The organism is Ochrobactrum sp. SSR, assembly GCF_030067775.1.
GTDB lineage: Bacteria > Pseudomonadota > Alphaproteobacteria > Rhizobiales > Rhizobiaceae > Brucella > Brucella teleogrylli.
In genome coordinates, this window is record NZ_CP125969.1 from 83,796 (window position 1) to 108,013 (window position 24,218).

The following is a 24,218-nucleotide window of genomic DNA, read 5'->3' on the forward strand; positions in this document are numbered from 1 at the left end:
TGTCTTGTCAGCAGGAGCGCGGGCGGACCCGCGCGCCTAAACCGCTCACTCGGCGGAGAATACGATATCTTCTGCCGTTGCGTGAATGGAAATCGTCATGCCGGCTTCTTCAGCGAGCAGCAGGGTGTAATAAGGCTGGACGGAATGCGCATCGATCGGCTCTTCCGGGGTGGCGCCGGAATGCAGCTCCAGGAACTTCGGCGGAACACGCAGCATGCGGCCCTTGACCGTGATGACAAAGCGCGGCTCTGTATCGCCGCCTTCCAGACGCACCGCCAGCGAGCCGCCACGCGGGATCGCGCCATTGGCGATCAGAAGCATGTTGAGCAGCAGCTTCACCTTGTTCTTCGGCAGAAGCACGCGGGTGCCTTCCCAGGTCAGCTCCGGCTTCTCGTTCTTGAAATATTCGGAGGCGACAGTCTGCGCGTCGCCCGTGTCGATCTGCACGCCTGCCGAACCGGCGGCGCCAAAGGCAATGCGGGCGAACTGGAGACGGGCGGAGGCATTGCGCGCGCTCGACTTGATCAGCGCCATCGCATCTTCGTCTGCGCCGCCTTCTTCCAGCAGTTCAAGACCATTGTTGATCGCGCCAACCGGCGAGATGATGTCATGACAGATCCGGCTGCACAGAAGCGCACCGAGATCGAGTGCGGAAAGGGTAACGGGTAGTGGCATGGCGCTTTCTCCGGAACACGGATGGACCCGGCTCCGCGGCGCTTCGGCCGGACGGTCGCGTCCTGATCGGTTAACGAAACCGCACGTAAACCTGTCGTTTCCCGCGCGGCATGATGGCGGGCGAATCGCCCTGAATGTCGGTTTAACTGGATACACGCCATGCTGGAAAGCCGCAACAAAGCTGTCTTTTTCGAAAGCCGGATCGCCTGTCGTGCGCTAATGTTTTCCGCGTCGGCATTTCGCCTTTCAAACGCCAATTTCGTTTCATAAAGATTTGGACAACATATTAGCGCGTACAATATGCGCGATTCGACGCGAAAGCCCGGAAGAGGCAGCGTCGTGCTTTTAACAGGGCGTCAGACAGAGAAGCGGTAGCCAGAAGGAATTAAAAATGGCCATACCATCCCTGTCGCAAACCAGTTTCCGCAATGCGGCGTATTCTATTGCGTTTCTTGCGGCACTGATTGTCTCCATCCTCGCTCTGCCGCATCAGGCACGGGCGCAGAACACCTACACCGCCGAGGAAATCGTCGATTCCGGTCATCGGTTTTTCGGTTCGGCTTCAGGCGGACTTGCCAGCGCTGTCGAAAAAGCGTTCCAGAGCTTCGGCCTGCCGAACGGCTATGTTCTTGGCGAAGAAGGTTCCGGCGCTTTCATCGGCGGCCTGACCTATGGCGAAGGCACGCTTTATACGAAGAATGCCGGTGACCATAAGACCTACTGGCAGGGGCCTTCCCTTGGCTGGGATTTCGGCGGTCAGGGCTCGCGCGTCATGATGCTCGTCTATAATCTGGACGATATCCAGAACCTCTACGGCCGCTATGCGGGCGTTGCCGGTTCGGCTTACGTGGTCGCAGGCGTCGGGTTCAATGTGCTGAAGCGCGAAAACATCGTGCTCGTACCGATCCGCACCGGCGTCGGCGCAAGGCTCGGCGTGAATATCGGCTATCTGAAGGTTTCAGCTGCCCCGACCTGGAATCCGTTCTAAGTCGTTGTGAATTGCTGGTTGCGCGAAGGCTGTTCTGCACCCGGAATGTTTCGGTGCGAGAAAGCCTTTTGCGCATTCCAGACCTATGCGCTACCATCGCTTGATGGTTCTGTTTGGCTGCAAAAAGCTCAACTTCGTGTGAAACCTTGATCCAGTCGGCACTTTTCTTCCTGCTTGGCGTTCTTGTGACGGTTTTCGTCCTGATCCTGCTCGGGCCATCGGTCTGGCGGCGCGCTTTCTTTCTGGCGCGACGGCAGGTTCAGGCCGAGTTGCCGATTACGCTTGCGGAAATCCGCGCTGACAAGGACGGTTTGCGCGCCGAATTTGCCGTGGCCATCAGCAAGCTGGAGCAGCAGTTGAAGCGGGAACGCCAGAAGGCTGCCGAACAGGCCGTCGTGCTTGGCCGCCAATATGAAGAGCTGAAGCGCATTCCCTTGCTTGAGGAAGGCCAGTCCGCCATTGAAAAGAAACTGGCTGAACAGGATCAGATGCTGTCGGACGCTAGGTCGTCCCGGCAGGCGGCATCGGAAAAGTCTGAAATCCTGCAAGCCGAGCTGGAACGAATGCAAAGCCATTACACTGCGCTGGAGGGGCTTGCGGATACGCTGCGTATCGAGATAAGCGCTAACGAGGCCGAACGTGGCCGCTTGTCGAGCGAGATGACCGAAATGCGCCGTGACCGTAAGGAAGCAACTGCCCGCTATAATGAGCTTTCAACGCAGCTCACCTCGGCGCAGACGGAACTGAAGAGCGAGAAACGCCGGAATGGCGATTTGCAGCAGAAGCTGGAAAAGCTGATTTCCGAACTGTCGGATGCACAGGAAAAGCTGGAACGTTTTTCGCGTGGTGGTGCCGTGGCCCATGCGCTGACCGATACGGATCACGCGGAAATCATGCGCCAGAATGCAGCACTTCGCGAAGAAATGGCGGAGCTTGCTGCGCGCATGGTCGCTGCAACCGCTGAAAAGGAAGGCCCCGATTCGCCCATTCACGGCATTCTGCAAGCGGCAGAAACAGCGGCGGGCGGTAAGAGCGTGAAGAACGGCAAAGCCGTTTCCAAAAGTCTCGCAAGCCGCATTCAGGAATTGCCCAAAGCCTGATCGATCCCTGATCCGTTATGAATCGGAAACACCGGGCCAGAGCGGCTACGATGAAGACGGAATCGTGGAACCGCACTATCTATTTGTTTTTACGCATTATCCTGCGCATCGAAGCGGGACCAGAAATCAGTCCAGTGGACTGATTTCCCCGCGTAGGCGCTACGCACTTTTGCTGGAAATGCTTCAAATGCGTCTGGCCGGTGTTTCTGTTGTTTGGCGATTCGTATCAGCCGTTGGTAATCACATCCGACCAGTCAGGGTGACGGGTCGCCTGTGCATGCATGAAGCTGCAACGCGGAATGATTTTCCAGCCATTGCGGCGCGCATCAAGAATGGCGTTCTTGGCCAGCGCCTGTGCGGCACCTTTGCCACGCATCGCTTCGGGCACGCGCGTGTGATCGACGGAAATGAGGGACGGCCCCAGCCTGGTGTAGGTCATTTCGGCTTCGCTGCCATCCAGCGACGCCACATAGCGTCCGCCATCGGAACTGTCTTCCTTGCGAATGTCGATATTTCCGCTCATGCCATCCTCCAGTGTGAACGCATACAGTCTTCAACATAGCACTACAGTTGCATTCTTCGTGATGCCGGACTGCAAAGAGCAATTTTCTGCGTCCGGTGCTCACGTACCTTGAAGTACGCTCCGCTCCGGTACTCGAAAATCACTCTTTTCGCCACGGCCTGACGAATTTGCAACTGTAGTGATAGGAATGAATTGCGCAAACAAAAAACCGGCCCAGTGGGCCGGTTTTCAATTTATCAGATCCATAGGCTGGATTGGCGCGGATGATTGAACACAAGGGTTCAACCCCGGCCCGATCCATCAGTGCCGATATTGCTGAATTCTGGTCGTCCTGAGACCGGCGAGACCATGCTCGTCGATTGAGGATTGCCAGCCAAGGAACTCCTCCACCGTCAATGTATAACGCTGGCATGCCTCCTCAAGGCTCAGAAGCCCGCCGCGAACAGCAGCGACAACTTCGGCCTTGCGGCGGATGACCCAGCGCCTTGTATTGGCGGGGGAAGGTCCGCAATGGTCAGCGGGCTGCCATCGGGACCAATTACATACTTTATACGCGGTCTTACCAGATCGGTCATTGTACTCTCTACACAACACTCAAGGACCTAATCGAGTGTGAGACTAGCGCCACAGCTTTAAAAATTACCTAAACCGCCGGTAACACTCTGGTAACACTTGAAAAAATTTTGACGAAAAATGAGCCGACCGAAGCAATTCGGCCATTTTTCTGCGAATTTCACGGGGAAGTGTGGGGGCCGGGTCGCAATTCGACCAATGTTTATTCTGCGACACCTTGGCAAATTGCCGCAGTTTCGCCTATATAGGCCTTAGAAATCTGAATTTTGAGAAGCAGGGCGCATGCCCGGAAGCTGGAATCAATCATGAGCCTGAACAGCCTCGATCTGCCGGGAAAGCCGGAAGACACGCGCGTTGTCGTCGCCATGTCGGGCGGCGTCGATTCATCTGTTGTGGCCGGGATTCTCAAACGTGAAGGTTATGACGTCGTTGGCGTGACGCTGCAGCTTTATGATCATGGCGCAGCGGTTCATCGCGCCGGCTCCTGTTGTGCAGGACAGGATATCGAAGACGCCCGCCGCGTTTCGGAAAGCCTCGGCATTCCCCACTACGTCCTCGATTACGAAGCGCGTTTCCGCGAAGCCGTGATCGATCCGTTTGCGAATTCCTATGTCAGCGGCGAGACGCCAATCCCATGCGTTTCCTGTAACCAGACGGTCAAGTTTGCTGACCTTCTCCAGACCGCGCGCGATCTTGGCGCCGACGCTCTGGCGACCGGGCATTATATTCGCAGCCGTGCAAATGGTGCGCATCGCTCGCTCTATCGTCCCGTCGATACCGACCGCGACCAGAGCTATTTCCTTTTCGCGACCACGCAGGAGCAGATTGATTATCTGCGTTTCCCGCTCGGCCATCTGCCGAAGGCGCAGGTGCGTGAAATCGCCGAGGAAATGGGCCTGACGGTTGCTAAGAAGCAGGACAGCCAGGATATCTGCTTCGTGCCGCAGGGCAAATATTCCGACATTATCTCCAGGTTGAAGCCGGAAGCCGCCAATCCGGGCGATATCGTCCATATCGACGGTCGCACGCTTGGCCGTCACGACGGCATTGTGCATTACACGGTCGGCCAGCGCCGCGGCATCGGCGTGGCCACCGGCGAGGCGCTTTATGTCGTGCATCTCGATGCCGCCAATGCGCGCGTCATCGTTGGTCCGCGTGAGGCGCTGGAAACGCACAAGGTGTTCCTGCGTGATATCAACTGGCTGGGTGATGGCCCGATCAGTGATCTGCCGGAAGGTGGAATGGAAGTTTTCGCCAAGGTTCGCTCCACGCGTCCGCCGCGCCCTGCCGTTCTGCGTCATGGGGATGGCAAGACCTGGGTTGAACTGGTCGATGGCGAAAGCGGTATTGCTCCGGGACAGGCCTGTGTGCTTTATTCCGACGAGAGCAATACGGCGCGCGTCTTCGGCGGCGGCTTCATTGGCCGGTCCGAACGCGAACCACAGGCGGAAGAAATGCTGCGTCGTCTGGTGGCCGGAACGGCAAACGCTTCGGCAGCCTGACCCGTTTCAAAAGCGATTGAAAAACATCAAGGCGGGTGTGAAAGCACCCGCCTCTTTCTTTGCGCGCGAATTATTGAAACCGGCTGAAGCGCGACAGGGCGATGCCGGAAGCGGTGGCGACATTCAGGCTGTCGAATTCCTTCGACATGGGAATGCGGGCCGTCTGCAGACGCGCCAGAAGCCGTTGCGGCAGTCCTTCGCCTTCTGTGCCAAGCAGCAGTGCCTGACGATCATGTCCGGTTGCCTGATAGATGCTGGTTTCCGACGATGGGCTCAGCGCCAACACGTTGAAGTCCGCATCTTGGAGCGCACCAAGAATCTCATCGATACGCCCGCCATGAAAATAGGGTACTTTCAGCGTTGCGCCGACTGAAACGCGAATGGCCTTGCGATAAAGCGGATCGCAGCAGGTTTCATCCATCAGCACACAATCGGCCTCGAAGGCGGCAGCGTTGCGGAAAATGGAACCGACATTGTCGTGATTGGATATGCCGCACAGCACCGTGACCAGTGACCGTTGCGGAAGCGTGGCCAGCAAGTCAGCCAATTCCGGCTGCGGCTTGCGGCGACCAACGGCGAGAATGCCGCGGTGAACGTGAAAGCCCGCGACGGCATCCATGACGGTCTGCGGCACGCAATAGACCGGGGTGCCCGCAGGGATCTGTTTCAGCTGTTCCGTCAGTCCGTCGAGACGATTTTCCAGCACGAGCAACGATTCTGTCTCAAAGCGCGCGGTGGAAGAGAACAGCACATTGATGACGACCTTGCCTTCGGCGATGAAACGCTTCTGGCGTCCGACGAGGTCTTTTTCGCGAATGTCGCGATAGGGGGAAAGACGTTCGTCAGCCGGATCGTCTATTCTTTGGAGACAGCCGTGCAAATGATCTTCTTGTTTCATTGCACGGCTGTAACCTCATGCTTTAGGCGATGGCTAATACCGGCTGTTCCTGCCGGCGCGGTGTCGGACTCATATAGAGGCTTGAGAGCGTCGACAACATCAACTCGATATGCGGTGACGAAACCATGTAGTAAATGGTCTGGGCATCGCGTCGGGTCGAAACAAGGTCGAGAGCGCGCAATTTGGCCAGATGCTGCGACAACGCCGACTGACTGAGGTCAATGGCTTTGGCGAGCGCGCCAACAGACATTTCATTGTGTAGCAGCTTGCATAAAATCAATAGTCGCTTGTTGTTTGCGAGTGCTGAAAGAAAATCTGCTGCCTGATCTGCATTTTCTGTTAAATCACAAAAAAGTATGTTCTTTATTCATCTGCTGTCATACCCCCGTAAGACCGCTGGTAGGTTCAAATGACGTTTCCATTTTGGAACACGCAGGTCAAATTTAATGGTTGGTATTTGGTTTGAAAAGACCTTGCTTAAATTCGCCCATGTTTAAATCGCGCAAATTTGTCCCAAAAAGAGCATGAATCCGTTTCAGGCGGGCGAGGCGGTCATTTTTAGCAGTTCTGCGCGCACTTCGGCTGCGCTGGCGCAGCTCCGCGAGAACGGGAGTCGAACGATCTCATTGCCAGCTGCGATGTCGAGACCATCGGGGTCTATCCCCACCACCTTCAACGGCCTAGTCGCTGTGCCGGTCATCTGGCTGATGCGGGCAGCGATGGCATCTTCTCCGTTTTCTTTGACACTATCAAGAATGTCCTGTTCGTTGGGAGCTATACTTTCGGCGGTGGCGGCGGGACAGATCAGGTCCTCGGTTGCGAGGATGAAGGCTTTGCCGAAGCCGCCATTCAGGCTGGCGCCAAGCACATTCATGCGGAAGAACGCGAAGTCGCCAAGATCGACATAAAGCGCGCCTTTTGGATTGTGGTTGAGATAGCGGCGGCGCAGGCGTGGATAATCATCGGCCGTCCGCTCGACCCTTTCGGCGTCGCAATGCAACGTAATGCGCGGATGGGCGAGCGGGTCGCCTTTACCGGGTTCGCCCAGTAGCAGAGAACAGGCGGGATTGGCGATGAGGCCCGGCGTGTGCGCGGCCAGCCCCGAAACCAGAATGAGCGGCGTGCCATCCGTGTCGGTCGCGACTGCAACGCGGCTTGCCAGCGGGCGGCCTGTTTTCGCATCCAGCACTGCCAGCGCGCCATAGCGCGCCGTGCGCATCAGCGTCTTTGCCAGCTGAATGGCTTCCGGCGTTGTCGGCCTGATGGGAGAATCGATTGGCTCTTTGGTCTGGTTCATCGCGCTGTCATAAACTTGAGTAAGATAATCCGCTATTAGCTGGTTTCTGCACAATGGAACAGGCCTGCGCACTGATATTGCCCGCAATTTCAGCGATTCCAAAGATGCCGTGCAACCGCTGCGTGACGTTATGCGAAAATTTGCGCAAATAATATTATGATTTGACCGCCTTTAGCGCAATATTCCGCAATATGGCAATTTGAAGAAATTAAAATCTAAAAATATAGGTGATAAACGCATAAGAATGTGAACTGGTTCTAACAATTGCGCTTGCAAAGTGGGGAACCAAGCGTTTCGATAGGCCAGGCTGCGGGCAATGGGGCGCGCGCGGCACACTTTTCCGTGGAGGCGGACAATAAATGAAAATGTACAAAACACTCCTGGCTGCAACCGCGCTGGTGGCTCTTATGAGCGGTGCTGCTTCGGCAAAGACTTTTGTGTATTGCTCTCCGGCATCGCCTGAAGGCTTCGATCCGGCGGCATATACGGGCGGTGACACGTTCGATGCGTCTGCGCATCCGGTTTATAATCGTCTTGCCGAATTCGAGAACGGAACGACCAAGGTTGTGCCGGGTCTCGCTGAAAGCTGGGACGTTTCCAGCGACGGTCTGGAATACACCTTCCATCTGCGCAAGGGCGTGAAGTTCCATTCGAACGACTATTTCACGCCGACCCGCGAATTCAATGCGGATGACGTGATCTTCTCGTTCGATCGCATGCGCAACAAGGACAATCCATGGCACCAGTATACCGCAGGGATCACCTACGAGTATTTCGACAGCATGGAAATGGGCGCGCTGATCAAGGACATCGTCAAGGTTGACGATTACACCGTCAAGTTCGTGCTGAACCGTCCGGAAGCACCGTTCCTCGCCAATATCTCGATGCCTTTCGCTTCGATCATCTCGAAGGAGTACACCGACAAGCTGGCTGCCGACGGCAAGAAGGACGATCTCAATCAGATTCCGGTCGGCACTGGCCCGTTCCAGTTCGTCGCCTACCAGAAGGACGCCGTCGTTCGCTTCAAGGCCAATCCCGACTATTGGGGTGGCAAGCCGAAGATCGACGATCTCGTCTTCGCAATCACGACCGATCCGGCTGTGCGCGCGCAGAAGTTGAAGGCTGGCGAATGCCACCTGATGTCCTATCCGGCTCCGGCTGACATCAAGGGCCTTCAGGCCGATTCCAACCTCAAGGTTGACGAACAGGCTGGCCTGAACGTGGCTTATTTCGCGTATAACACGCTGAAGGCGCCTTACGATAAGCCGGAAGTCCGCAAGGCGCTGAACCAGGCTATCAACAAGCAGGCCATCGTCGACGCCGTGTTCCAGGGTCAGGGCCAGGTTGCCAAGAACCCGATCCCGCCGACAATGTGGGGCTATAACGACAAGGTCGAAGACGACAAGTACGATCCGGAAGCTGCCAAGAAGGCTCTTGAAGCCGCTGGCGTCAAGGATCTCAAGATGAAGCTGTGGGCGATGCCTGTCAGCCGTCCGTACATGCCGAACGCGCGTCGTACCGCTGAACTCATGCAGTCCGATCTTGCCAAGGTTGGCGTCAGCGCCGAAATCGTTTCGATGGAATGGGGCGAATACCTCAAGAAGTCGTCCGACAAGGACCGCGACGGTTCCGTCATCCTCGGCTGGACCGGCGACAATGGCGATCCGGACAACTTCATGGGCACGCTTCTCGGCTGCGCTGGCGTTGGCAACAACAACCGCGCCCAGTGGTGCTACAAGCCGTTCGAAGACCTGATCCAGAAGGCCAAGGTTTCGACCAGCCAGGAAGAACGCACCAAGCTTTACGAAGAAGCGCAGGTGATCTTCAAGGAGCAGGCTCCTTGGAACACCATCGCTCACTCGACGGTCTTCGTGCCGATGTCGGCCAAGGTTACGGGCTTCAAGCAGAGCCCGCTTGGTGACTATCGCTTCGAAGATGTTGATATCTCCGAGTAAAGTCTAACAACACCAGCGGCCGGGTGTGGAGGGTTCCTCCGCACCCGGTCGGAGTTTTTGTATGTTTCGTTTTATATTAAACAAACTCATCTATCTGGTGCCGACCTTCATTGGCATCACGATCGTTGCTTTCGCTTTCGTCCGGGTCCTGCCCGGCGATCCCGTCCTGCTGATGGCAGGCGAGCGCGGCGTCAGCCCGGAACGCCATGCAGAACTGATGGCGCAGCTCGGCTTTGACCGCCCCATCTGGCAGCAATATCTGGATTATGTCTGGAACCTGCTGCACGGCGATTTTGGCCAGTCTCTGGTGACCAAGAAGCCTGTTCTCGTTGAATTTTTCACGCTGTTTCCAGCTACGGTAGAGCTGTCGATCTGCGCGATCATTGTGGCGATCTGCCTTGGCATTCCGGCAGGCGTCATCGCCGCCGTCAAGCGCGGTTCCTGGTTCGATCAGGGCCTCATGGGCATTTCCCTGGTTGGTTACTCGATGCCGATTTTCTGGTGGGCGCTTTTGCTCATCATCTTCTTCTCGGGCATATTGCAGTGGACGCCGGTTTCAGGCCGCATTTCGCTCCTCTATTTCTTCCCGTCGGTGACGGGTTTCATGCTGATCGACAGCCTGATGTCGGACCAGAAGGGCGCGTTCCTTTCGGCGGTCTCGCATCTCATCCTGCCGACCATCGTGCTGGCGACCATTCCGCTCGCGGTCATTGCGCGCCAGACGCGCTCGGCGATGCTGGAAGTGCTGGGTGAGGACTATGTGCGCACCGCCCGCGCCAAGGGTCTGCCGACGCGCCGCGTCGTGGGCATTCACGCGCTGCGCAACGCCATGATCCCCGTCATCACGACAATCGGCTTGCAGGTCGGTGTGCTGATGGCCGGTGCGATCCTGACGGAGACCATCTTCTCCTGGCCAGGCATCGGAAAATGGATGCTCGATTCCATTTTCCGCCGCGACTATCCGGTCGTGCAGAGCGGTCTGCTGCTGATTGCCGCCATTATCATGGTGGTCAATCTGGTGGTCGATCTGCTGTACGGCCTGATCAATCCGCGTATCCGGCATAAGTGAGGGTATCATGACACACTCAGCTATTCAGCCGGAAGCCGCAAACGACATCGGCAAGATGCGCGCGCTGAAGGATTTCTGGTTCTATTTCAGCGTCAATCGCGGCGCGGTTATCGGCCTCTACGTCTTTATGGCGGTCATTCTCGTGGCCATTCTGGCGCCGGTCATTGCGCCGCATAGTCCTGTCGATCAGTTCCGCGATTACATCAAGCTGCCGCCTTTCTGGCAGGAAGGCGGCTCGACCCAGTTCTTGCTTGGAACGGATGAGGTGGGCCGTGATATTCTGTCCCGCCTGATCTATGGCGCGCAATATTCGCTGCTGGTCGGTTTCGTCATCGTCATCATTTCGATGTGCCTCGGCATCACCATCGGCCTCATCACCGGCTATTTCGGTGGCGGCGTCGATACGGTGTTCATGCGCATCATGGACGTGATCCTGGCATTCCCGTCGCTGCTGCTGGCGCTGGTTCTGGTGGCTATTCTGGGACCGGGCCTCATCAATGCCGTGCTTGCGATCACGCTTGTCTTGCTGCCGCATTTTTCTCGTCTCACCCGCGCCGCCGTCATGGCGGAAAAGGAACGCGAATACGTGACCGCGGCCAAGCTTGCCGGAGCAAGCAGGCTGCGCCTGATGTTCAAGACCATCCTGCCGAACTGTCTCGCGCCCCTCGTGGTGCAGGCGACGATGTCGTTTTCCAACGCCATCCTCGACGTGGCGGCATTGGGCTTCCTTGGCATGGGCGCACAGCCGCCAACGCCGGAATGGGGCACCATGCTCGCATCGGCGCGCGAGTTCATCACCAGCGCCTGGTGGATTGTGACCTTCCCGGGTCTGGCAATCCTGATCACTGTTCTCGCCATCAATCTGATCGGCGACGGTCTGCGCGATGCGCTTGACCCGAAACTCAAGAGGAGCTGATCGGTGGCTTTGCTTGAAATCAAGAACCTTACGGTTTCGTTCGATACTTCGACTGGTCCTTTCAAGGCGGTCGATGGCATCGATATCACGGTCGACAAGGGCGAAGTTCTGGCCATTGTCGGCGAGTCCGGTTCGGGCAAGTCGGTCGGCATGCTCGCAGTGATGGGCCTTCTGCCCAAGACCGCGACCGTGACGGCGGACAAGATGTCGTTCGACGGCAAGGATTTGCGCACGCTTTCCAGTTCGGAGCGCCGCCAGATCATTGGTCGCGACATTTCGATGATCTTTCAGGAGCCGGTTGCGAGCCTCAATCCGTGCTTCACGGTCGGCTACCAGCTTGAAGAAGCGCTCAGGCAGCATATGGGCATGAACGGTTCGGCGAGCCGTGCTCGCGCGATCGAGCTTCTCGAACTGGTTGGAATCCGCGATGCCTCTGAGCGTCTCGGCAGCTTCCCGCATCAGATGTCGGGCGGCCAGTGCCAGCGTGTTATGATTGCTATCGCGATTGCCTGCAATCCGAAGCTACTGATCGCTGATGAGCCGACCACGGCTCTCGACGTGACGATCCAGAAGCAGATCCTCGATCTGCTGATGCGGCTTCAGGTGGAGCATGGCATGGGCCTGATCATGATTACCCACGATATGGGTGTCGTCGCCGAAACGGCGGATCGTGTCATCGTGCAGTATAAGGGTCACAAGATGGAGGACGCCGACGTGCTGTCGCTGTTTTCCGCACCGAAAAGCCCTTACACGCGCGCGCTTCTGTCGGCTCTGCCGGAAAATGCGACAGGCGACCGTCTGCCGACGGTGTCGGATTTCGCTTTTGACGAGACCAGTGCAGGAGAAGCGCGATGAGCGAGATCGTTCTCGAAGCGCGCGATATCAAGCGCGATTACCATGTCGGCGGCGGCCTGTTCGGCAAGCCGAAGGTGGTTCATGCCGTCAAGGGCGTCAGCTTCAAGCTCGAAAAGGGCAAGACGCTGGCGATCGTTGGCGAATCGGGTTGCGGCAAGTCCACACTGGCGCGCATCCTCACCATGATCGATCCGCAGACTTCCGGCGATCTGACGATCGGCGGCAAGGATGTGAACATCGCTCGTGACGGGCTGACCGCCGAAATGCGCCAGAAGGTGCAGATCGTGTTCCAGAACCCTTACGGTTCGCTCAATCCGCGCCAGAAGATCGGCGACGTGCTGGCCGAACCGCTGCTGCTGAACACGAATATGTCGGCGGAAGAGCGTCGCGCCAAGGCGATGCAGATGTTGTTGAAGGTTGGTCTCGGTCGCGAGCACTTCAACCGCTATCCGCATATGTTCTCGGGCGGCCAGCGCCAGCGTATCGCCATTGCGCGCGCGCTGATGCTCAATCCGAAGCTGCTGATTCTCGACGAGCCGGTTTCTGCGCTCGATCTGTCGGTGCAGGCGCAGGTGCTGAACCTGTTGTCCGACCTGCAGGAAGAGTTCGGTCTCACCTATGTCTTCATCAGCCACGACCTTTCGGTGGTGCGCTATATCGCCGATGAGGTGATGGTGATGTATTTCGGTGAGGTGGTTGAATACGGGTCGCGTGACGACGTGTTCAACAATCCGCAGCACGATTATACGAAGAAGCTGTTTGCCGCGACGCCGCGTGCGGATGTGGATGCCATTCGCGCCCGCGTCGAGGCGCGTGCCGCCGCCAGACAGGCCGCACAGGCTTAACGGGCTACCGCAAATCCTGAAACAAAAACGCCGCCTGTAAATGGCGGCGTTTTTGTATGTTCAGCCAGCGCGTTGCTGGTGCCAGGCGAGCGCCCGGACGATATCGTCCGCCGCGACCTTCCCGATGATGTTGCCATTCTCGACGATGCCGACATCGCCGCCGCTGTCGGCAACGGCATTCATCAGCTCGCGCACCAGCGTTTCCCGTCGCGCTGTGGCCGCAAAGGGGCGAGGGGCGGCGTTACGGTCGAACGGCGTCATGATATCGCCCGCGCGCAGCACGCCAAGCGGATTCATGTGAGCGACGAAATCGGCGACATACTGGTCGGCGGGTTGCAGCAGGATTTCCTGCGGCGTTCCGCATTGCACGATGCGCCCACCCTCCATAATGGCGATGCGATTGCCGATCTTCATGGCCTCATCAAGATCGTGACTGACGAAGACAATGGTTTTCTTTAAGCGCGACTGGAAGGCCAGAAGCTCGTCCTGCAACCGCGTGCGGATCAGCGGATCAAGCGCCGAGAAGGGTTCGTCCATCAGCAGGATCGGCGCGCCGGTGGCAAAGGCGCGGGCGAGACCGACGCGCTGCTGCATGCCGCCGGATAATTCACCGACCTTTCGCTTGGCCCAGTCCTGAAGCCCGACTAGTTCGAGCTGCTGGCGGGCCTTGGAAATGCGCTCTTCCTTGCCCATACCGGAGATTTCCAGCCCGAAGGCGACATTCTCCTCGACGGTGCGCCAGGGCAGCAGGCCGAATTGCTGAAAGACCATCGAAACAAGTTCGGTGCGCAAATGGCGCAGCGTGTTGCGATCCGCCTTGCCGACATCGATGCCCCGGTCACCATCCCGCACCGTGACGCGGCCGCGCGAAATCGGGTTGAGCCGGTTGATGGCGCGCAGCAGCGTGGACTTGCCGGAACCGGACAGGCCCATTAGGACGAGGATTTCGCCTTCCTCGATATTCAGCGTGCAGTTGTGCACACCCAGAACATGGCCGGTTTCGGCCTGAATCTGGGATCGCGTTGCACCGCGATCAGCAAGCGCCAGCGCATTATCCGTGTTCTTGCCGAAAATGATGCAGACATCTTCAATTGCGATAATGGTCATCCGCGATCTCCTATTTCTCGCGCCCAGCGCGGAAGATGCGGTCGAGCACAATGGCGACCACGACGATGACAAGGCCAGCCTCGAAGCCGAGCGCGGTGTTGACCGAGTTCAGCGCGCGGACGACCGGAACGCCAAGACCATCGGCCCCCACGAGAGCGGCGATAACCACCATCGAAAGCGACAGCATGATCGTCTGGGTCAGGCCCGCCAGAATTTGCGGCATGGCATAGGGCAGCTCAATCTTCCAGAGAAGCTGGGACCGGGAAGCGCCGAAGGCTTCGCCAGCTTCGATCAAGGAGGATGGCGTGGACGAAACGCCGAGATGTGTCAGACGCACCGGCGCGGGCAGAACGAAAATGGCTGTGGCGAGCAGGCCGGGCACCATGCCAATGCCGAAAAAGACGATGGCCGGGATCAGATAGACGAAGGTGGGCAGCGTCTGCATCAGATCGAGCACCGGTCGCATGGCCGCGTAAAGCGTCGGACGATGCGCTGCGGCAATGCCGAGCGGAACGCCGATGGCCATGCAGAGAACACAGGACGAAAGCACAAGCGTCAGCGTTTCCAGCGTGCGGTCCCAGTAACCCTGATTGAGAATGAACAGAAAGCCCAGGATCGTCAGCACGACCACCGAAATGCGGCGCTGGATCAGCCAGGCAATCACTGCGAATATGGCGATCAGCAGCAGCGGGTGCGGCAGTTTCAGGACGAAAAGCAGGGCGTCGATCATGCTTTGCATGACCGCTGCCAGCAGGTCGAAAAAGCCACCCATATTGTTCGTCAGCCAGTCAACGACCGTCTTTGCAGTCGGTCCAACCGGAATTTTATAGTCCGTCAGCCAGTTCAACGATGAAGTCTCCTGCTGCGTGCCTGAGTATCTACAGATGGAAAGGCCGCGGGTTTAACCGCGGCCTGCGAGTGCTTCACATCAAAGGCCGAGGGCCGATTTGACGGCAGGCAGACCATCCTTGCCGTCAACCGTCGTCACGCCTGCGAGCCACTTGTCGAGCGCAGCGGGATTGGCCTTGAGCCAGTCGGTCGCAGCCTTCGAAGGCTCTGCGCCATCGTCCAGAATCTTGCCCATGATCTCGTTTTCGAGGTCGAGGTTGAATTCGAGATTGGTCAGGAACTTGCCGACATTTGGGCATTCCTGCGTGTAGCCTTTGCGCACATTGGTTTCGACCTTGGCGCCGCCGAGGTTCGGACCGAAGAAGTCATCGCCGCCGGTGAGATAAGTGATCTCGAAGCGCTTGTTCATCGGATGCGGTTCCCATGCGAGGAACACAACCGGCTCTTTGCTCTTGATGGCGCGCGCAACCTGCGCAAGCATGCCCTGTTCGGAGGATTCCGCCAGTTCGAACGACTTCAGGCCGAAAGCGTCCTTGTTGATCATGTCAAGGATCAGGCGATTGCCGTCATTGCCCGGCTCGATGCCGTAGATCTTGCCGCCGAGCTTGTCCTTGAAGGTGGCGATATCCTTGAAATCCTTCAGGCCTTCGTCGGCGGCATATTTCGGCACGGCAAGCGTATACTTCGCGCCGGTGAGGTTGGTACGCAGCGTCTCAACGCTCTTGTCATCGAGATAAGGCTTCAGATCAGCGCTCATGGAAGGGTTCCAGTAGCCGAGGAAGACGTCGATGTCCTTCTTGCTCAGCGACGCATAAGTCACCGGCACGGATAGAACCTTGATATCGGTCTTGTAGCCGAGGCCTTTGAGAATTTCGGTCGCAACCGCAGTTGTCGAGGTGATGTCGGTCCAGCCGACATCGGAAAAGCGCACGGTCGAGCAGCTTTCCGGTTCGGCCGCGAAGCTGGCAGCAGGTGCCGCGAGCATTGCCGTTCCCGTGGCAAGCGCAGCAAAGGCAAGCGTATAGGTCAGTTTCATTGTTCTCTCCATTTCCGGGCCGTTTTGACGGTTTGCTTATTTTTCCGGTTCCGGCTTTAGCAAACACCAAAGATTGCGCCGTTCAAGTACCACAGCGGCGAAAATATTCTCGATTGCGACGTCTGTCTCTTTTGTCGTGATGAGAACGAAAAAATATCCCGCACTTTTACCGGAACGGCTCCAAGTTGCGCCATGTTACGGATCGGCCCCCCGGTTTCAACCCTGTCGCGCCAAAATGCCGGATAAAATCAGTTGGATGAGCGATCGCGGTTGTCGAAAAGACGGGCGCACTCTATTTGAAGAGGAACAGCGTTTCTTGCTCGCTGCTTTTCGGGAAACGGCGTTTTTTACGACGGCCCGACGCGCGAGCGAGAATAGTTCGAAGCCCCGGAATTGCGGGCCAATGGAAGGATGATTGATAGTGTGGAATGCAGTACGGGCCGTTTTCTCCTTCCTTGGTCGCATGATTGCGGGTTTGGCCCGGCTGATAGCCGTTCCACTGGCCGCTTTATGGCGGGTTTATCTGAAGTTCGGAATATTGTGGAAAGCCGTGATTGGCGTCGTCGTGGTCGGTCTGGCCGCGCTCTATATTTATTTTATCTGGCAGACTCAGGTCTGGACCAATTTCGACCCGGACTATCCGGCAAAGTATAGCTATCAGACGGCGAACACGCCGGGCGAGGAAGTGAACTCGACGCCTGCCGTCGCGCCGGAGCCAGCACCTTCCACCGCGCCCGCGATCGAGAACAGCAATCAGCCATCTGCTGAAACACCGGCGGCAAGCCAGCCGGTTCAGGCGGCGCAGATACCGTCATCGGCCCGCAAGTGCTCGCGTTCGGCGATTGCCGAGGTTGCCGCCGACCTTACCGATTTCAACGTGAACCAGAATGCGTGGATTTCTTCCATGCTGCTCTACAAGACCGGTTTCTTCGGTCTGGACTGGGATCGCACACCGTTCCTCGATAATAAGGCTTCGTTCCAGCGCGGCATCAATGCCGCTGTGCGCCGCACGGCGATTGAACTGGTGGACAATATCGGTCGTCTGCGCGGCACGTCGCAGATTGATGGCGATCTGCAAAAGGCCCGTGGCAATCTGCAGTTTGCGGAGGATTCCTGGTATTTCGGCCTGAGTCCGTTCGGCCCCAAGACCCCGACGCCCAGCTATTATCGCTCGGCGATCAAGGATCTGCGTTCGTTCAACACGCGTCTTGAAAACTGTCAGGCGACCTTTGATGCCCGCGCCGACAATCTGATCCAGTTTGTCGATCGCATCGCCAGCGACCTTGGTTCGACGTCCGCAATTCTCAAGGACCGGGCGGAAAACTATCATAATGGCTGGTTCGACACCCGTGCGGACGACCGTTTCTGGTTCGCCTATGGCCAGCTATACGCCTATTACGGCCTGCTCCGCTCGGCGCATTCCGATTTCCGCGGCGTGCTGGCCGAAAAGCACCTTGATGGCGTGTGGGACGAGATGGAAAAGCAGATGCGCTCGGCGCTCGACATGCAGCCTTTCATCGTTTCCAACGGTAGCCCGGATGCATGGTTTACACCGTCGCATCTGACCACGATGGGCTTCTATATTCTGCGCGTTCGTTCCAATCTGGTCGATGTGAAGCAGGTTCTGGAGCGCTGACGGGCAATGGAACTGCCTCCGATTTTGCGTCAGGCGGTAGATGCCGCGCTTGAGGGCGTGGCATTGGCCGATCTCAAACGCGCTTCCGATCTTCTGTCGCGCCGCTATCGGGCGGAGACGCGGGACGGTCGGCTGCATATTTCCGACGATCTGGCCGCGAAGGCCTATCTGGCGGCGCGTCTGCCCGCCACTTATGCGGCGGTGCGGGCCAGTCTCGACAGTGCTGCGGAAGTCCGCCCGGATTTTGCGCCGCAATCCATGCTCGATGTCGGGGCAGGGCCAGGGACGGCCCTGTGGGCAGCCCGCGGATGCTGGCCGTCGCTTGAAAACGCCACGATGATCGAGGCAAGCCCGGCCATTCGCGCGGTCGGCAGCAGCCTTGCCGGAAACAGTGGCTTTGCATCGCTCGACTGGCGGGCGGGCGATGTGGTGAAGGAAAAGCTCGATTTTCCGCAGGCCGATCTCGTCACCATCGCCTATGTGCTCGATGAACTGGCCCCCGATGACCGTCGCAAGCTGGTTGCGCAGCTTTGGGCGTCCACGCGGCAGATGTTCGTGATTGTCGAGCCAGGCACACCTGCGGGCTGGCAGCGTATTCTCGATGCGCGCAAGGCGCTGATCGAATTGGGTGCTGTGATTGCCGCGCCCTGTCCGCATCAGCTGGAATGCCCGCTGGTCGCACCGGACTGGTGCCATTTCTCGCGGCGTGTGGCGCGTTCGCGCATTCACCGCATGACCAAGGATGCGGAAGTGCCGTGGGAAGATGAAAAATTCATCTATCTGGCGGCAGTGCGCCAGCCGTCCGAGGCGGTTGAAGCGCGGGTCATTGCGCCGCCGCGGGTCGGCGGCGGCAAGGTTTCAGTGAAGCTCTGCAAGGGTGACGGAACAGCGGAAGAGCGCCTGTTCACCAAGCGCGATGGCGATTTCTTCCGCTGGGCGCGCCGCGCCGATTGGGGCGACGCTTATCTTGAAGAGCCTGCGCGTTAGGAAGCCTGTAGCACCACACGCGGGGCAGGGCGGTTGATGTTGAACACCATCGCCGCCGCCGCAAGGCACATGGCGCCAGCCAGAATGAGCGCTGGCGTGTAGCTGTCATAGTCGGTGCGGACGAATCCCGCAAAACCGGCAGCCGCTGCCGCGCCGATCTGGTGTCCGGTGAACACCCAGCCAAAGACCAGACCGGCCTTTTCCGGGCCGAAACGTTCGGCGGCGAGCTTTACAGTTGGCGGCACCGTTGCGACCCAGTCCAGACCGTAGAAGACGGCGAACAGCGCCAGTTCATAGACCGAGAAGTCGGTGAAGGTCAGATAGATCAGCGATAGGCCGCGCAGCGCATAGAACCAGAACAGCAGCCAGCGATTGTCGAAACGGTCCGACAGCCAGCCGGACATGATCGTGCCGATCAGGTCGAAGGCGCCGATGACGGCAAGGATACCAGCCGCACCGACCGGCGCGATGCCATAGTCGCCGCAAAGCGTGATCCAGTGGGTCTGGATGAGGCCGTTTGTCGAAAAGCCACAGACGAAGAAGGTCAGGAACAACACCCAGAATGTTGCCGTCGAGGATGCTTCACGCAGGGTGACGAGTGGCGAGGCGAGCATGGCACCAAAACTCTTCTTCGGTTCCGGCGCGGGCAGCGGTGCCGTGCGGCCATAGGGCTTGAGGCCGATATCTGCCGGGTGATCGCGCATCAGCGCCAGAACCAGCAGCAGCGCAACGGTTAGAAACCCGATGACGATGGTGAGCGATGTGCGCCAGCCGATGGTCTGGCTGACACTGGCGAGGATCGGCATGAAGACGAGCTGGCCGGTTGCATTGCTGGCCGTCATCAGGCCAACAACGAGGCCACGGCGCTTTTCAAACCAGCGCGCGGCAACCGTCGCGCCCAGCACAAGCGCAGTCATGCCGGTGCCGACGCCGATGACGATGCCCCAAAGGCCCACCATCTGCCATTCCTCGGTCATGAAGATGGAGCCGACGAGGCCGCTGGCAATCAGGATCAGCGCTGCGGTTACGACGCGGCGCAAGCCGAACTGGTTCATGAAAGCGGCGGCAAAGGGACCCATCAGGCCGAACAGAACCAGACGCAGTGCCATGGCGAAGGAGATATTGGCGTTGGTCCAGCCGAACTCGCGCTGGAGCGGTTCGATCAATATACCTGCCGAACCCATGGCGGCAGCCGTTGCCAGCATGGTCAGGAAGGTGATGGCGGCGACAACCCATCCGTAATGGATGTTTCTCTGTTCGAGAACGCGTGCGAGGCGGGCAGATATCATCTTGAGCGCTTTCGGTTAGGACCATTTTTGCAAAAATGGCCACGGATAGGAAGGCGAGCGGCGGCGTTCGTAGCGATCACAGCTCGCCCCGTCATTGTTTCCAGTCAATTTTAAGTAGGGGATCGCGTCCAACGACTTCAGAGTGCCTGAAGCAGTGCCTGCAACTGTTCGACCCCGTCATTTCCAAGTTTGGTCTCGATTTCTTCCTGGGCTTTGTCCCAGAGCGGACCGCCACGGGCGAGAAGGTCCCGGCCCGTATCGGTTAATCTGATATTGGTTTCGCGGTGATCCTGACCGTCGCCGGGCTCGATCAGGCCCATCCGCTGCAGCACCTTGGCATTGCGCCCCATGGTTGAACGATCAAGCTCCGCCATGCGCGCCAGTTCGGTGATCGACAGCGTTCCCGCACGGTCGAGCCGACGCAGCAGACTGAACTGTGCGACATTGATGCCAAGCGGTGCCAGCGCCTCGTCATAGATGGCCGAGGTCTTGCGTGATGCCTGACGCAGAAGGATGCAGAAACAGGAATGTGCCATGATGCGGGTATATACCCGTAATCATCTTTTGACAAGCACTCTCTTGCAGGGAAGGTGATGATCCTGACAGCAGCTGACCGCGATAAGCGGCCTTTTAAACTGCGATATGCGCGGTTTCCTTGACTTCTTCCATGACGGCATAGGTGTGCGATTCCCGCACACCGGGCAGCGAAAGCAGCGCTTCGGAGAGAAAACGACGATAATGGTCCATATCGGAAACGCGGGCTTTGACGAGATAGTCGAAGCCGCCCGCCACCATATGGCATTCCAGAACGTCGGGATTGTTGCGCGTAAAAGTCGCAAAGGTCTCGAAGACTTCCGGCGTCGTGCGGTCGAGTTTGATCTCGATGAACACAAGCATGGCGCGGTCGAGCATCTTGGGCGACAGCCGTGCCGAATAGCCCAGAATGTAGCCTTCGCGCGTCAGGCGCTTGACGCGTTCGGCTGTGGCTGTCTGCGAGAGATTGATGCGATCGGCAAGCTCGGTATTGGTCAGGCGCCCGTTCTCCTGAAGGGCCTGCAGGATATTCCGGTCCATGGCATCAAGGTTCTTCATGCGTGTGTCCCCAAATGGTCGCCTGTTCGTGGCGACTCTTTTCTTCATGCATTCATTCTGAATTAAGTCACGGGAATGAATCTGAAATCGGGGCTGGGCGCAAGACGAAACTTGGTGGAAGGCCGACAAATTTACGGGGGCAGTCGCGGCTTGTGTCAAATACGAACAGGTAAGATCGAATCAATTACTAGTTGCCAAGAATATGCAACCCATGGTAGTGTTTGGCCATACTAAAAATCGTATTACACTTATAAATTTAGTCATTTGGGGGGCGAGGAGCCTCGTTGTGATCAGGCAAGGCACCCCGCTTCCTTGTCTGTATGTCCTCATTAAGGACAGGGGAAAGTCCGGACCTTCCGTGGTGTCCGGACTTTTCTTTTGCCCGCTGCGCAGGTCTAGCAATAATTCTGACAGGTGTATGCCTGACAGAATTATCAGGTATCGCATTGCTGCCGCCGTGGAAAAAGCGGGCTTGAAATTTTCCGGTTGCAAGGGGCGGGGCGGAGCGCTAACACTAGCGCCCATGAACATTTCGCACATTCGCATCAACGGTTGGTGGTGGGCTCGCTAAAAGCGGCCACGCAGGCGTTTGCGCATATGCGTTCAGGAGACAGGGCCGCTGGGATTATCCGGGCGGCCTTTTTGTTTGGCTGCCCGAATGGGACCGAAGCCCGGAAATATTCGAAAAACCAAAGCAATTGGGATTAGCCGACCATGAATGCGAAGATAGCGGATAGCGAGATATTTCAGCACGAAACGGCCGGCGGCATTGTCGTCGAGCGCGTGCGCCATCTCACTGCGTATAAGGGCGCCATCGAAACCTACATCGATGTGCTCAATGAAAGACGCGGTGCAGTGTTCTCGTCCAATTACGAATATCCGGGCCGCTACACGCGATGGGATACGGCAATCGTCGATCCGCCGGTGGTCATCACCTCGCGCCAGCGCACCATGCGCATCGAGGCATTGAACGCCCGCGGCGTGATCCTGCTGCGCCCCATTTTGGAGACCGTGCAGGCCTTGGGCGAAGTGACGGTGGACGCCTCCACCGAGGACCGCATCGAACTGACCATCGCGGAGCCGACAGGCGCATTCACCGAAGAAGAGCGCTCGCGTATGCCTTCGGTATTTACCGTACTGCGCGCCATTGTCGGGCTTTTCTTCTCGGAAGAAGACGCCAATCTCGGCCTCTACGGTGCTTTCGGCTATGATCTGGCATTCCAGTTCGATCCGATCCAGTACAAGCTGAAGCGCCCCGAAACCCAGCGCGATCTGGTGCTGTTCATTCCCGACGAAATCTTCGTCGCCGACCATTACGCCGCACGCGCTTGGGTGGATCGCTATGAGTTCAGCTGCGGCGGGTCTTCCACGCATGGTCTGGCACGGGCAACGCCTTCCGAGGCGTTCAAGCCATCGGAGCGCACCTTGCCGCGCGGCGATCACAATCCGGGCGAATACGCAAAGCTCGTCGAGCGTGCCAAGGATAGCTTCAAGCGGGGCGACCTGTTCGAAGTGGTGCCGGGCCAGACTTTCTATGAGCGCTGCCACACCGCACCGTCGGAAATCTTCCGCCGCCTGAAGACGATCAATCCGTCGCCTTATTCCTTCTTCATCAACCTTGGAGAAAACGAATATCTGGTCGGCGCATCGCCGGAAATGTTCGTGCGCGTCAATGGACGCCGCATCGAAACCTGTCCGATCTCGGGCACGATCAAGCGTGGTGAAGACGCGATTTCGGATTCGGAGCAGATCCTGAAACTGCTCAATTCAAAGAAGGATGAATCCGAACTGACCATGTGTTCGGATGTGGATCGCAACGACAAAAGCCGCGTCTGCGAGCCGGGTTCTGTGCGGGTGATCGGTCGCCGCCAGATTGAAATGTATTCGCGCCTGATCCACACGGTCGATCATATCGAAGGTCGCCTGCGCGACGGCATGGACGCCTTTGACGGCTTCCTCAGCCACGCATGGGCTGTGACCGTGACCGGCGCGCCGAAATTGTGGGCGATGCGTTTTCTGGAAGAAAACGAGCGCAGCCCGCGCGCGTGGTACGGTGGTGCCATCGGCATGATGCATTTCAACGGCGACATGAATACCGGCCTGACGCTGCGCACCATTCGCATCAAGGATGGCGTGGCTGAAATCCGCGCCGGTGCGACGCTGCTGTTCGATTCCAACCCGGAAGAGGAAGAAGCCGAAACCGAGCTGAAAGCATCGGCTATGATCGCGGCTGTCCGTGAGGCACAGAAGAGCAATCAGATCGCGGAAGAACGCGTTGCCGCCAAGGTGGGCGAGGGCATCTCGGTCCTGCTGGTGGATCACGAAGATTCCTTCGTGCATACGCTGGCCAATTATTTTCGCCAGACGGGTGCAACCGTATCCACGGTGCGTTCGCCGGTTGCCGACGATATTTTCGACCGCGTCAATCCTGATCTCGTGGTGCTTTCGCCCGGACCCGGCTCGCCGCAGGATTTCGACTGCAAGGCGACCATCGACAAGGCCCGCAAGCGCGAACTGCCAATCTTCGGCGTCTGCCTTGGGCTGCAAGCGCTGGCTGAAGCCTATGGCGGCACACTGCGCCAGTTGCGCATTCCGATGCACGGCAAGCCGTCGCGCATTCGCGTGTCGAAGCCGGAACGCATTTTCTCCGGTCTGCCGAAGGAAGTGACGGTCGGACGTTATCATTCGATCTTTGCCGATCCGGAGCGTCTGCCGGACGATTTCCTCGTCACGGCGGAAACCGAAGACGGTGTGATCATGGCTTTCGAGCATAAGAAGGAGCCGGTGGCGGCTGTTCAGTTCCACCCGGAATCGATCATGACGCTCGGCCATAATGCTGGTATGCGCATGATCGAAAATGTGGTCACGCATCTGGCGGGCAAGCATAAGAAGCGTCGCAGCAACTACTGAGCGGGCCCGTAATCATCGGCATAATCAACCGGTCGCAGGCATCCTGCGGCCGGTTTTGTTTTGAGGTGTCGAAGGCGCATTTTCGCTGCTTGCTGTAGCAACTCATTTGCAACTGT

The 24,218-nt window shown here is 58.0% G+C and carries 22 protein-coding genes and 1 pseudogene; 11 read left to right on the forward strand and 12 right to left on the reverse strand.

All coding sequences use genetic code 11. The annotated features are described in order from the left end of the window. Positions 1-45 precede the first annotated feature (45 nt). Positions 46-675 carry a histidine phosphotransferase ChpT gene (gene chpT, locus QLQ11_RS00380; protein ID WP_121536560.1) on the reverse strand — a complete coding sequence of 210 codons (630 nt, stop codon included), beginning with the start codon at positions 673-675 and terminating at the stop codon, positions 46-48. A 391-nt stretch (positions 676-1,066) separates the two neighbouring features. Between chpT and QLQ11_RS00385 the strand changes: the two genes are divergently transcribed. Continuing rightward, positions 1,067-1,663 (forward strand): DUF1134 domain-containing protein, encoded by a 597-nt coding sequence (locus tag QLQ11_RS00385; RefSeq protein ID WP_121536558.1) that lies wholly within the window; start codon positions 1,067-1,069, stop codon positions 1,661-1,663. Between the two features lie 170 nt (positions 1,664-1,833). After that, on the forward strand, positions 1,834-2,763 hold the full coding sequence (locus QLQ11_RS00390) for a hypothetical protein (RefSeq protein WP_209445962.1): 930 nt from the start codon (positions 1,834-1,836) through the stop codon (positions 2,761-2,763). A gap of 226 nt (positions 2,764-2,989) precedes the next feature. Here the strand turns inward: QLQ11_RS00390 and QLQ11_RS00395 are convergent, their stop codons facing one another. Continuing rightward, positions 2,990-3,286 carry a GNAT family N-acetyltransferase gene (locus QLQ11_RS00395; protein ID WP_109369539.1) on the reverse strand — a complete coding sequence of 99 codons (297 nt, stop codon included), beginning with the start codon at positions 3,284-3,286 and terminating at the stop codon, positions 2,990-2,992. A 300-nt stretch (positions 3,287-3,586) separates the two neighbouring features. Then, positions 3,587-3,861 (reverse strand): annotated as a pseudogene (locus QLQ11_RS00400) (DUF1153 domain-containing protein). A 303-nt stretch (positions 3,862-4,164) separates the two neighbouring features. On the opposite strand from QLQ11_RS00400, the gene mnmA reads away from it, so the two are divergent. Then, a complete protein-coding gene (mnmA, locus tag QLQ11_RS00405; protein ID WP_180917913.1) occupies positions 4,165-5,361 on the forward strand; it encodes a tRNA 2-thiouridine(34) synthase MnmA in 1,197 nt (398 codons plus the stop codon). Positions 5,362-5,431: 70 nt separating this feature from the next. Here the strand turns inward: mnmA and QLQ11_RS00410 are convergent, their stop codons facing one another. From QLQ11_RS00410 to QLQ11_RS00420, 3 genes are all read right to left on the reverse strand, one after another. Next, a complete protein-coding gene (locus QLQ11_RS00410; RefSeq protein ID WP_121536554.1) occupies positions 5,432-6,259 on the reverse strand; it encodes an RNA methyltransferase in 828 nt (275 codons plus the stop codon). A gap of 22 nt (positions 6,260-6,281) precedes the next feature. After that, entirely contained in the window at positions 6,282-6,626 is a 345-nt protein-coding gene (locus QLQ11_RS00415; protein WP_371835953.1) for an ArsR/SmtB family transcription factor, read from the reverse strand. 168 nt (positions 6,627-6,794) lie between these two features. Continuing rightward, positions 6,795-7,556 (reverse strand): HugZ family protein, encoded by a 762-nt coding sequence (locus QLQ11_RS00420; protein WP_109369536.1) that lies wholly within the window; start codon positions 7,554-7,556, stop codon positions 6,795-6,797. 359 nt (positions 7,557-7,915) lie between these two features. Between QLQ11_RS00420 and QLQ11_RS00425 the strand changes: the two genes are divergently transcribed. The 5 genes from QLQ11_RS00425 to QLQ11_RS00445 all read left to right on the forward strand — a co-directional run bounded on the left by QLQ11_RS00425 (position 7,916) and on the right by QLQ11_RS00445 (position 13,196). After that, positions 7,916-9,511: an ABC transporter substrate-binding protein gene (locus QLQ11_RS00425; RefSeq protein ID WP_109369535.1), complete on the forward strand. Its 1,596-nt coding sequence runs from the start codon at positions 7,916-7,918 to the stop codon at positions 9,509-9,511. A 61-nt stretch (positions 9,512-9,572) separates the two neighbouring features. Beyond that, the gene (locus tag QLQ11_RS00430) at positions 9,573-10,580 is read left to right on the forward strand and encodes an ABC transporter permease subunit (protein ID WP_109369534.1); all 1,008 of its coding nucleotides are present in this window, start codon (positions 9,573-9,575) and stop codon (positions 10,578-10,580) included. A gap of 7 nt (positions 10,581-10,587) precedes the next feature. After that, positions 10,588-11,496 (forward strand): ABC transporter permease subunit, encoded by a 909-nt coding sequence (locus QLQ11_RS00435; RefSeq protein ID WP_104756074.1) that lies wholly within the window; start codon positions 10,588-10,590, stop codon positions 11,494-11,496. Between the two features lie 3 nt (positions 11,497-11,499). Next, positions 11,500-12,351, forward strand: coding sequence for an ABC transporter ATP-binding protein (locus tag QLQ11_RS00440; RefSeq protein WP_109369533.1), 852 nt, complete (start codon positions 11,500-11,502; stop codon positions 12,349-12,351). Then, positions 12,348-13,196 (forward strand): dipeptide ABC transporter ATP-binding protein, encoded by an 849-nt coding sequence (locus QLQ11_RS00445; RefSeq protein WP_121536552.1) that lies wholly within the window; start codon positions 12,348-12,350, stop codon positions 13,194-13,196. Before QLQ11_RS00440 ends, QLQ11_RS00445 begins: the two co-directional genes overlap by 4 nt. A gap of 60 nt (positions 13,197-13,256) precedes the next feature. On the opposite strand, the gene choV is transcribed toward QLQ11_RS00445, so the two are convergent. From choV to QLQ11_RS00460, 3 genes are all read right to left on the reverse strand, one after another. Beyond that, the gene (gene choV, locus QLQ11_RS00450; protein WP_121536550.1) at positions 13,257-14,303 is read right to left on the reverse strand and encodes a choline ABC transporter ATP-binding protein; all 1,047 of its coding nucleotides are present in this window, start codon (positions 14,301-14,303) and stop codon (positions 13,257-13,259) included. 10 nt (positions 14,304-14,313) lie between these two features. Then, a complete protein-coding gene (gene choW / locus QLQ11_RS00455; protein ID WP_109369530.1) occupies positions 14,314-15,150 on the reverse strand; it encodes a choline ABC transporter permease subunit in 837 nt (278 codons plus the stop codon). A gap of 81 nt (positions 15,151-15,231) precedes the next feature. Then, positions 15,232-16,200 carry a choline ABC transporter substrate-binding protein gene (locus QLQ11_RS00460; protein ID WP_109369529.1) on the reverse strand — a complete coding sequence of 323 codons (969 nt, stop codon included), beginning with the start codon at positions 16,198-16,200 and terminating at the stop codon, positions 15,232-15,234. A 403-nt stretch (positions 16,201-16,603) separates the two neighbouring features. On the opposite strand from QLQ11_RS00460, the gene QLQ11_RS00465 reads away from it, so the two are divergent. Both QLQ11_RS00465 and QLQ11_RS00470 read left to right on the forward strand, forming a co-directional pair. Then, positions 16,604-17,824 (forward strand): DUF2333 family protein, encoded by a 1,221-nt coding sequence (locus QLQ11_RS00465; protein ID WP_121536548.1) that lies wholly within the window; start codon positions 16,604-16,606, stop codon positions 17,822-17,824. A gap of 6 nt (positions 17,825-17,830) precedes the next feature. Continuing rightward, a complete protein-coding gene (locus tag QLQ11_RS00470; RefSeq protein ID WP_121536546.1) occupies positions 17,831-18,811 on the forward strand; it encodes a small ribosomal subunit Rsm22 family protein in 981 nt (326 codons plus the stop codon). Here QLQ11_RS00470 and QLQ11_RS00475 read toward each other — a convergent pair. The 3 genes from QLQ11_RS00475 to QLQ11_RS00485 form a co-directional block, all read right to left on the reverse strand. Beyond that, positions 18,808-20,100, reverse strand: coding sequence for an MFS transporter (locus QLQ11_RS00475; protein ID WP_283735931.1), 1,293 nt, complete (start codon positions 20,098-20,100; stop codon positions 18,808-18,810). The genes QLQ11_RS00470 and QLQ11_RS00475 overlap by 4 nt on opposite strands. Positions 20,101-20,237: 137 nt before the next feature. After that, positions 20,238-20,636, reverse strand: a complete 399-nt coding sequence (locus tag QLQ11_RS00480) for a MarR family winged helix-turn-helix transcriptional regulator (protein ID WP_109369525.1) — start codon at positions 20,634-20,636, stop codon at positions 20,238-20,240. Positions 20,637-20,730: 94 nt separating this feature from the next. Continuing rightward, positions 20,731-21,192: an Lrp/AsnC ligand binding domain-containing protein gene (locus tag QLQ11_RS00485; protein WP_078338776.1), complete on the reverse strand. Its 462-nt coding sequence runs from the start codon at positions 21,190-21,192 to the stop codon at positions 20,731-20,733. 714 nt (positions 21,193-21,906) lie between these two features. Between QLQ11_RS00485 and QLQ11_RS00490 the strand changes: the two genes are divergently transcribed. After that, entirely contained in the window at positions 21,907-24,102 is a 2,196-nt protein-coding gene (locus QLQ11_RS00490; RefSeq protein ID WP_109369524.1) for an anthranilate synthase component I, read from the forward strand. Positions 24,103-24,218 lie beyond the last annotated feature (116 nt).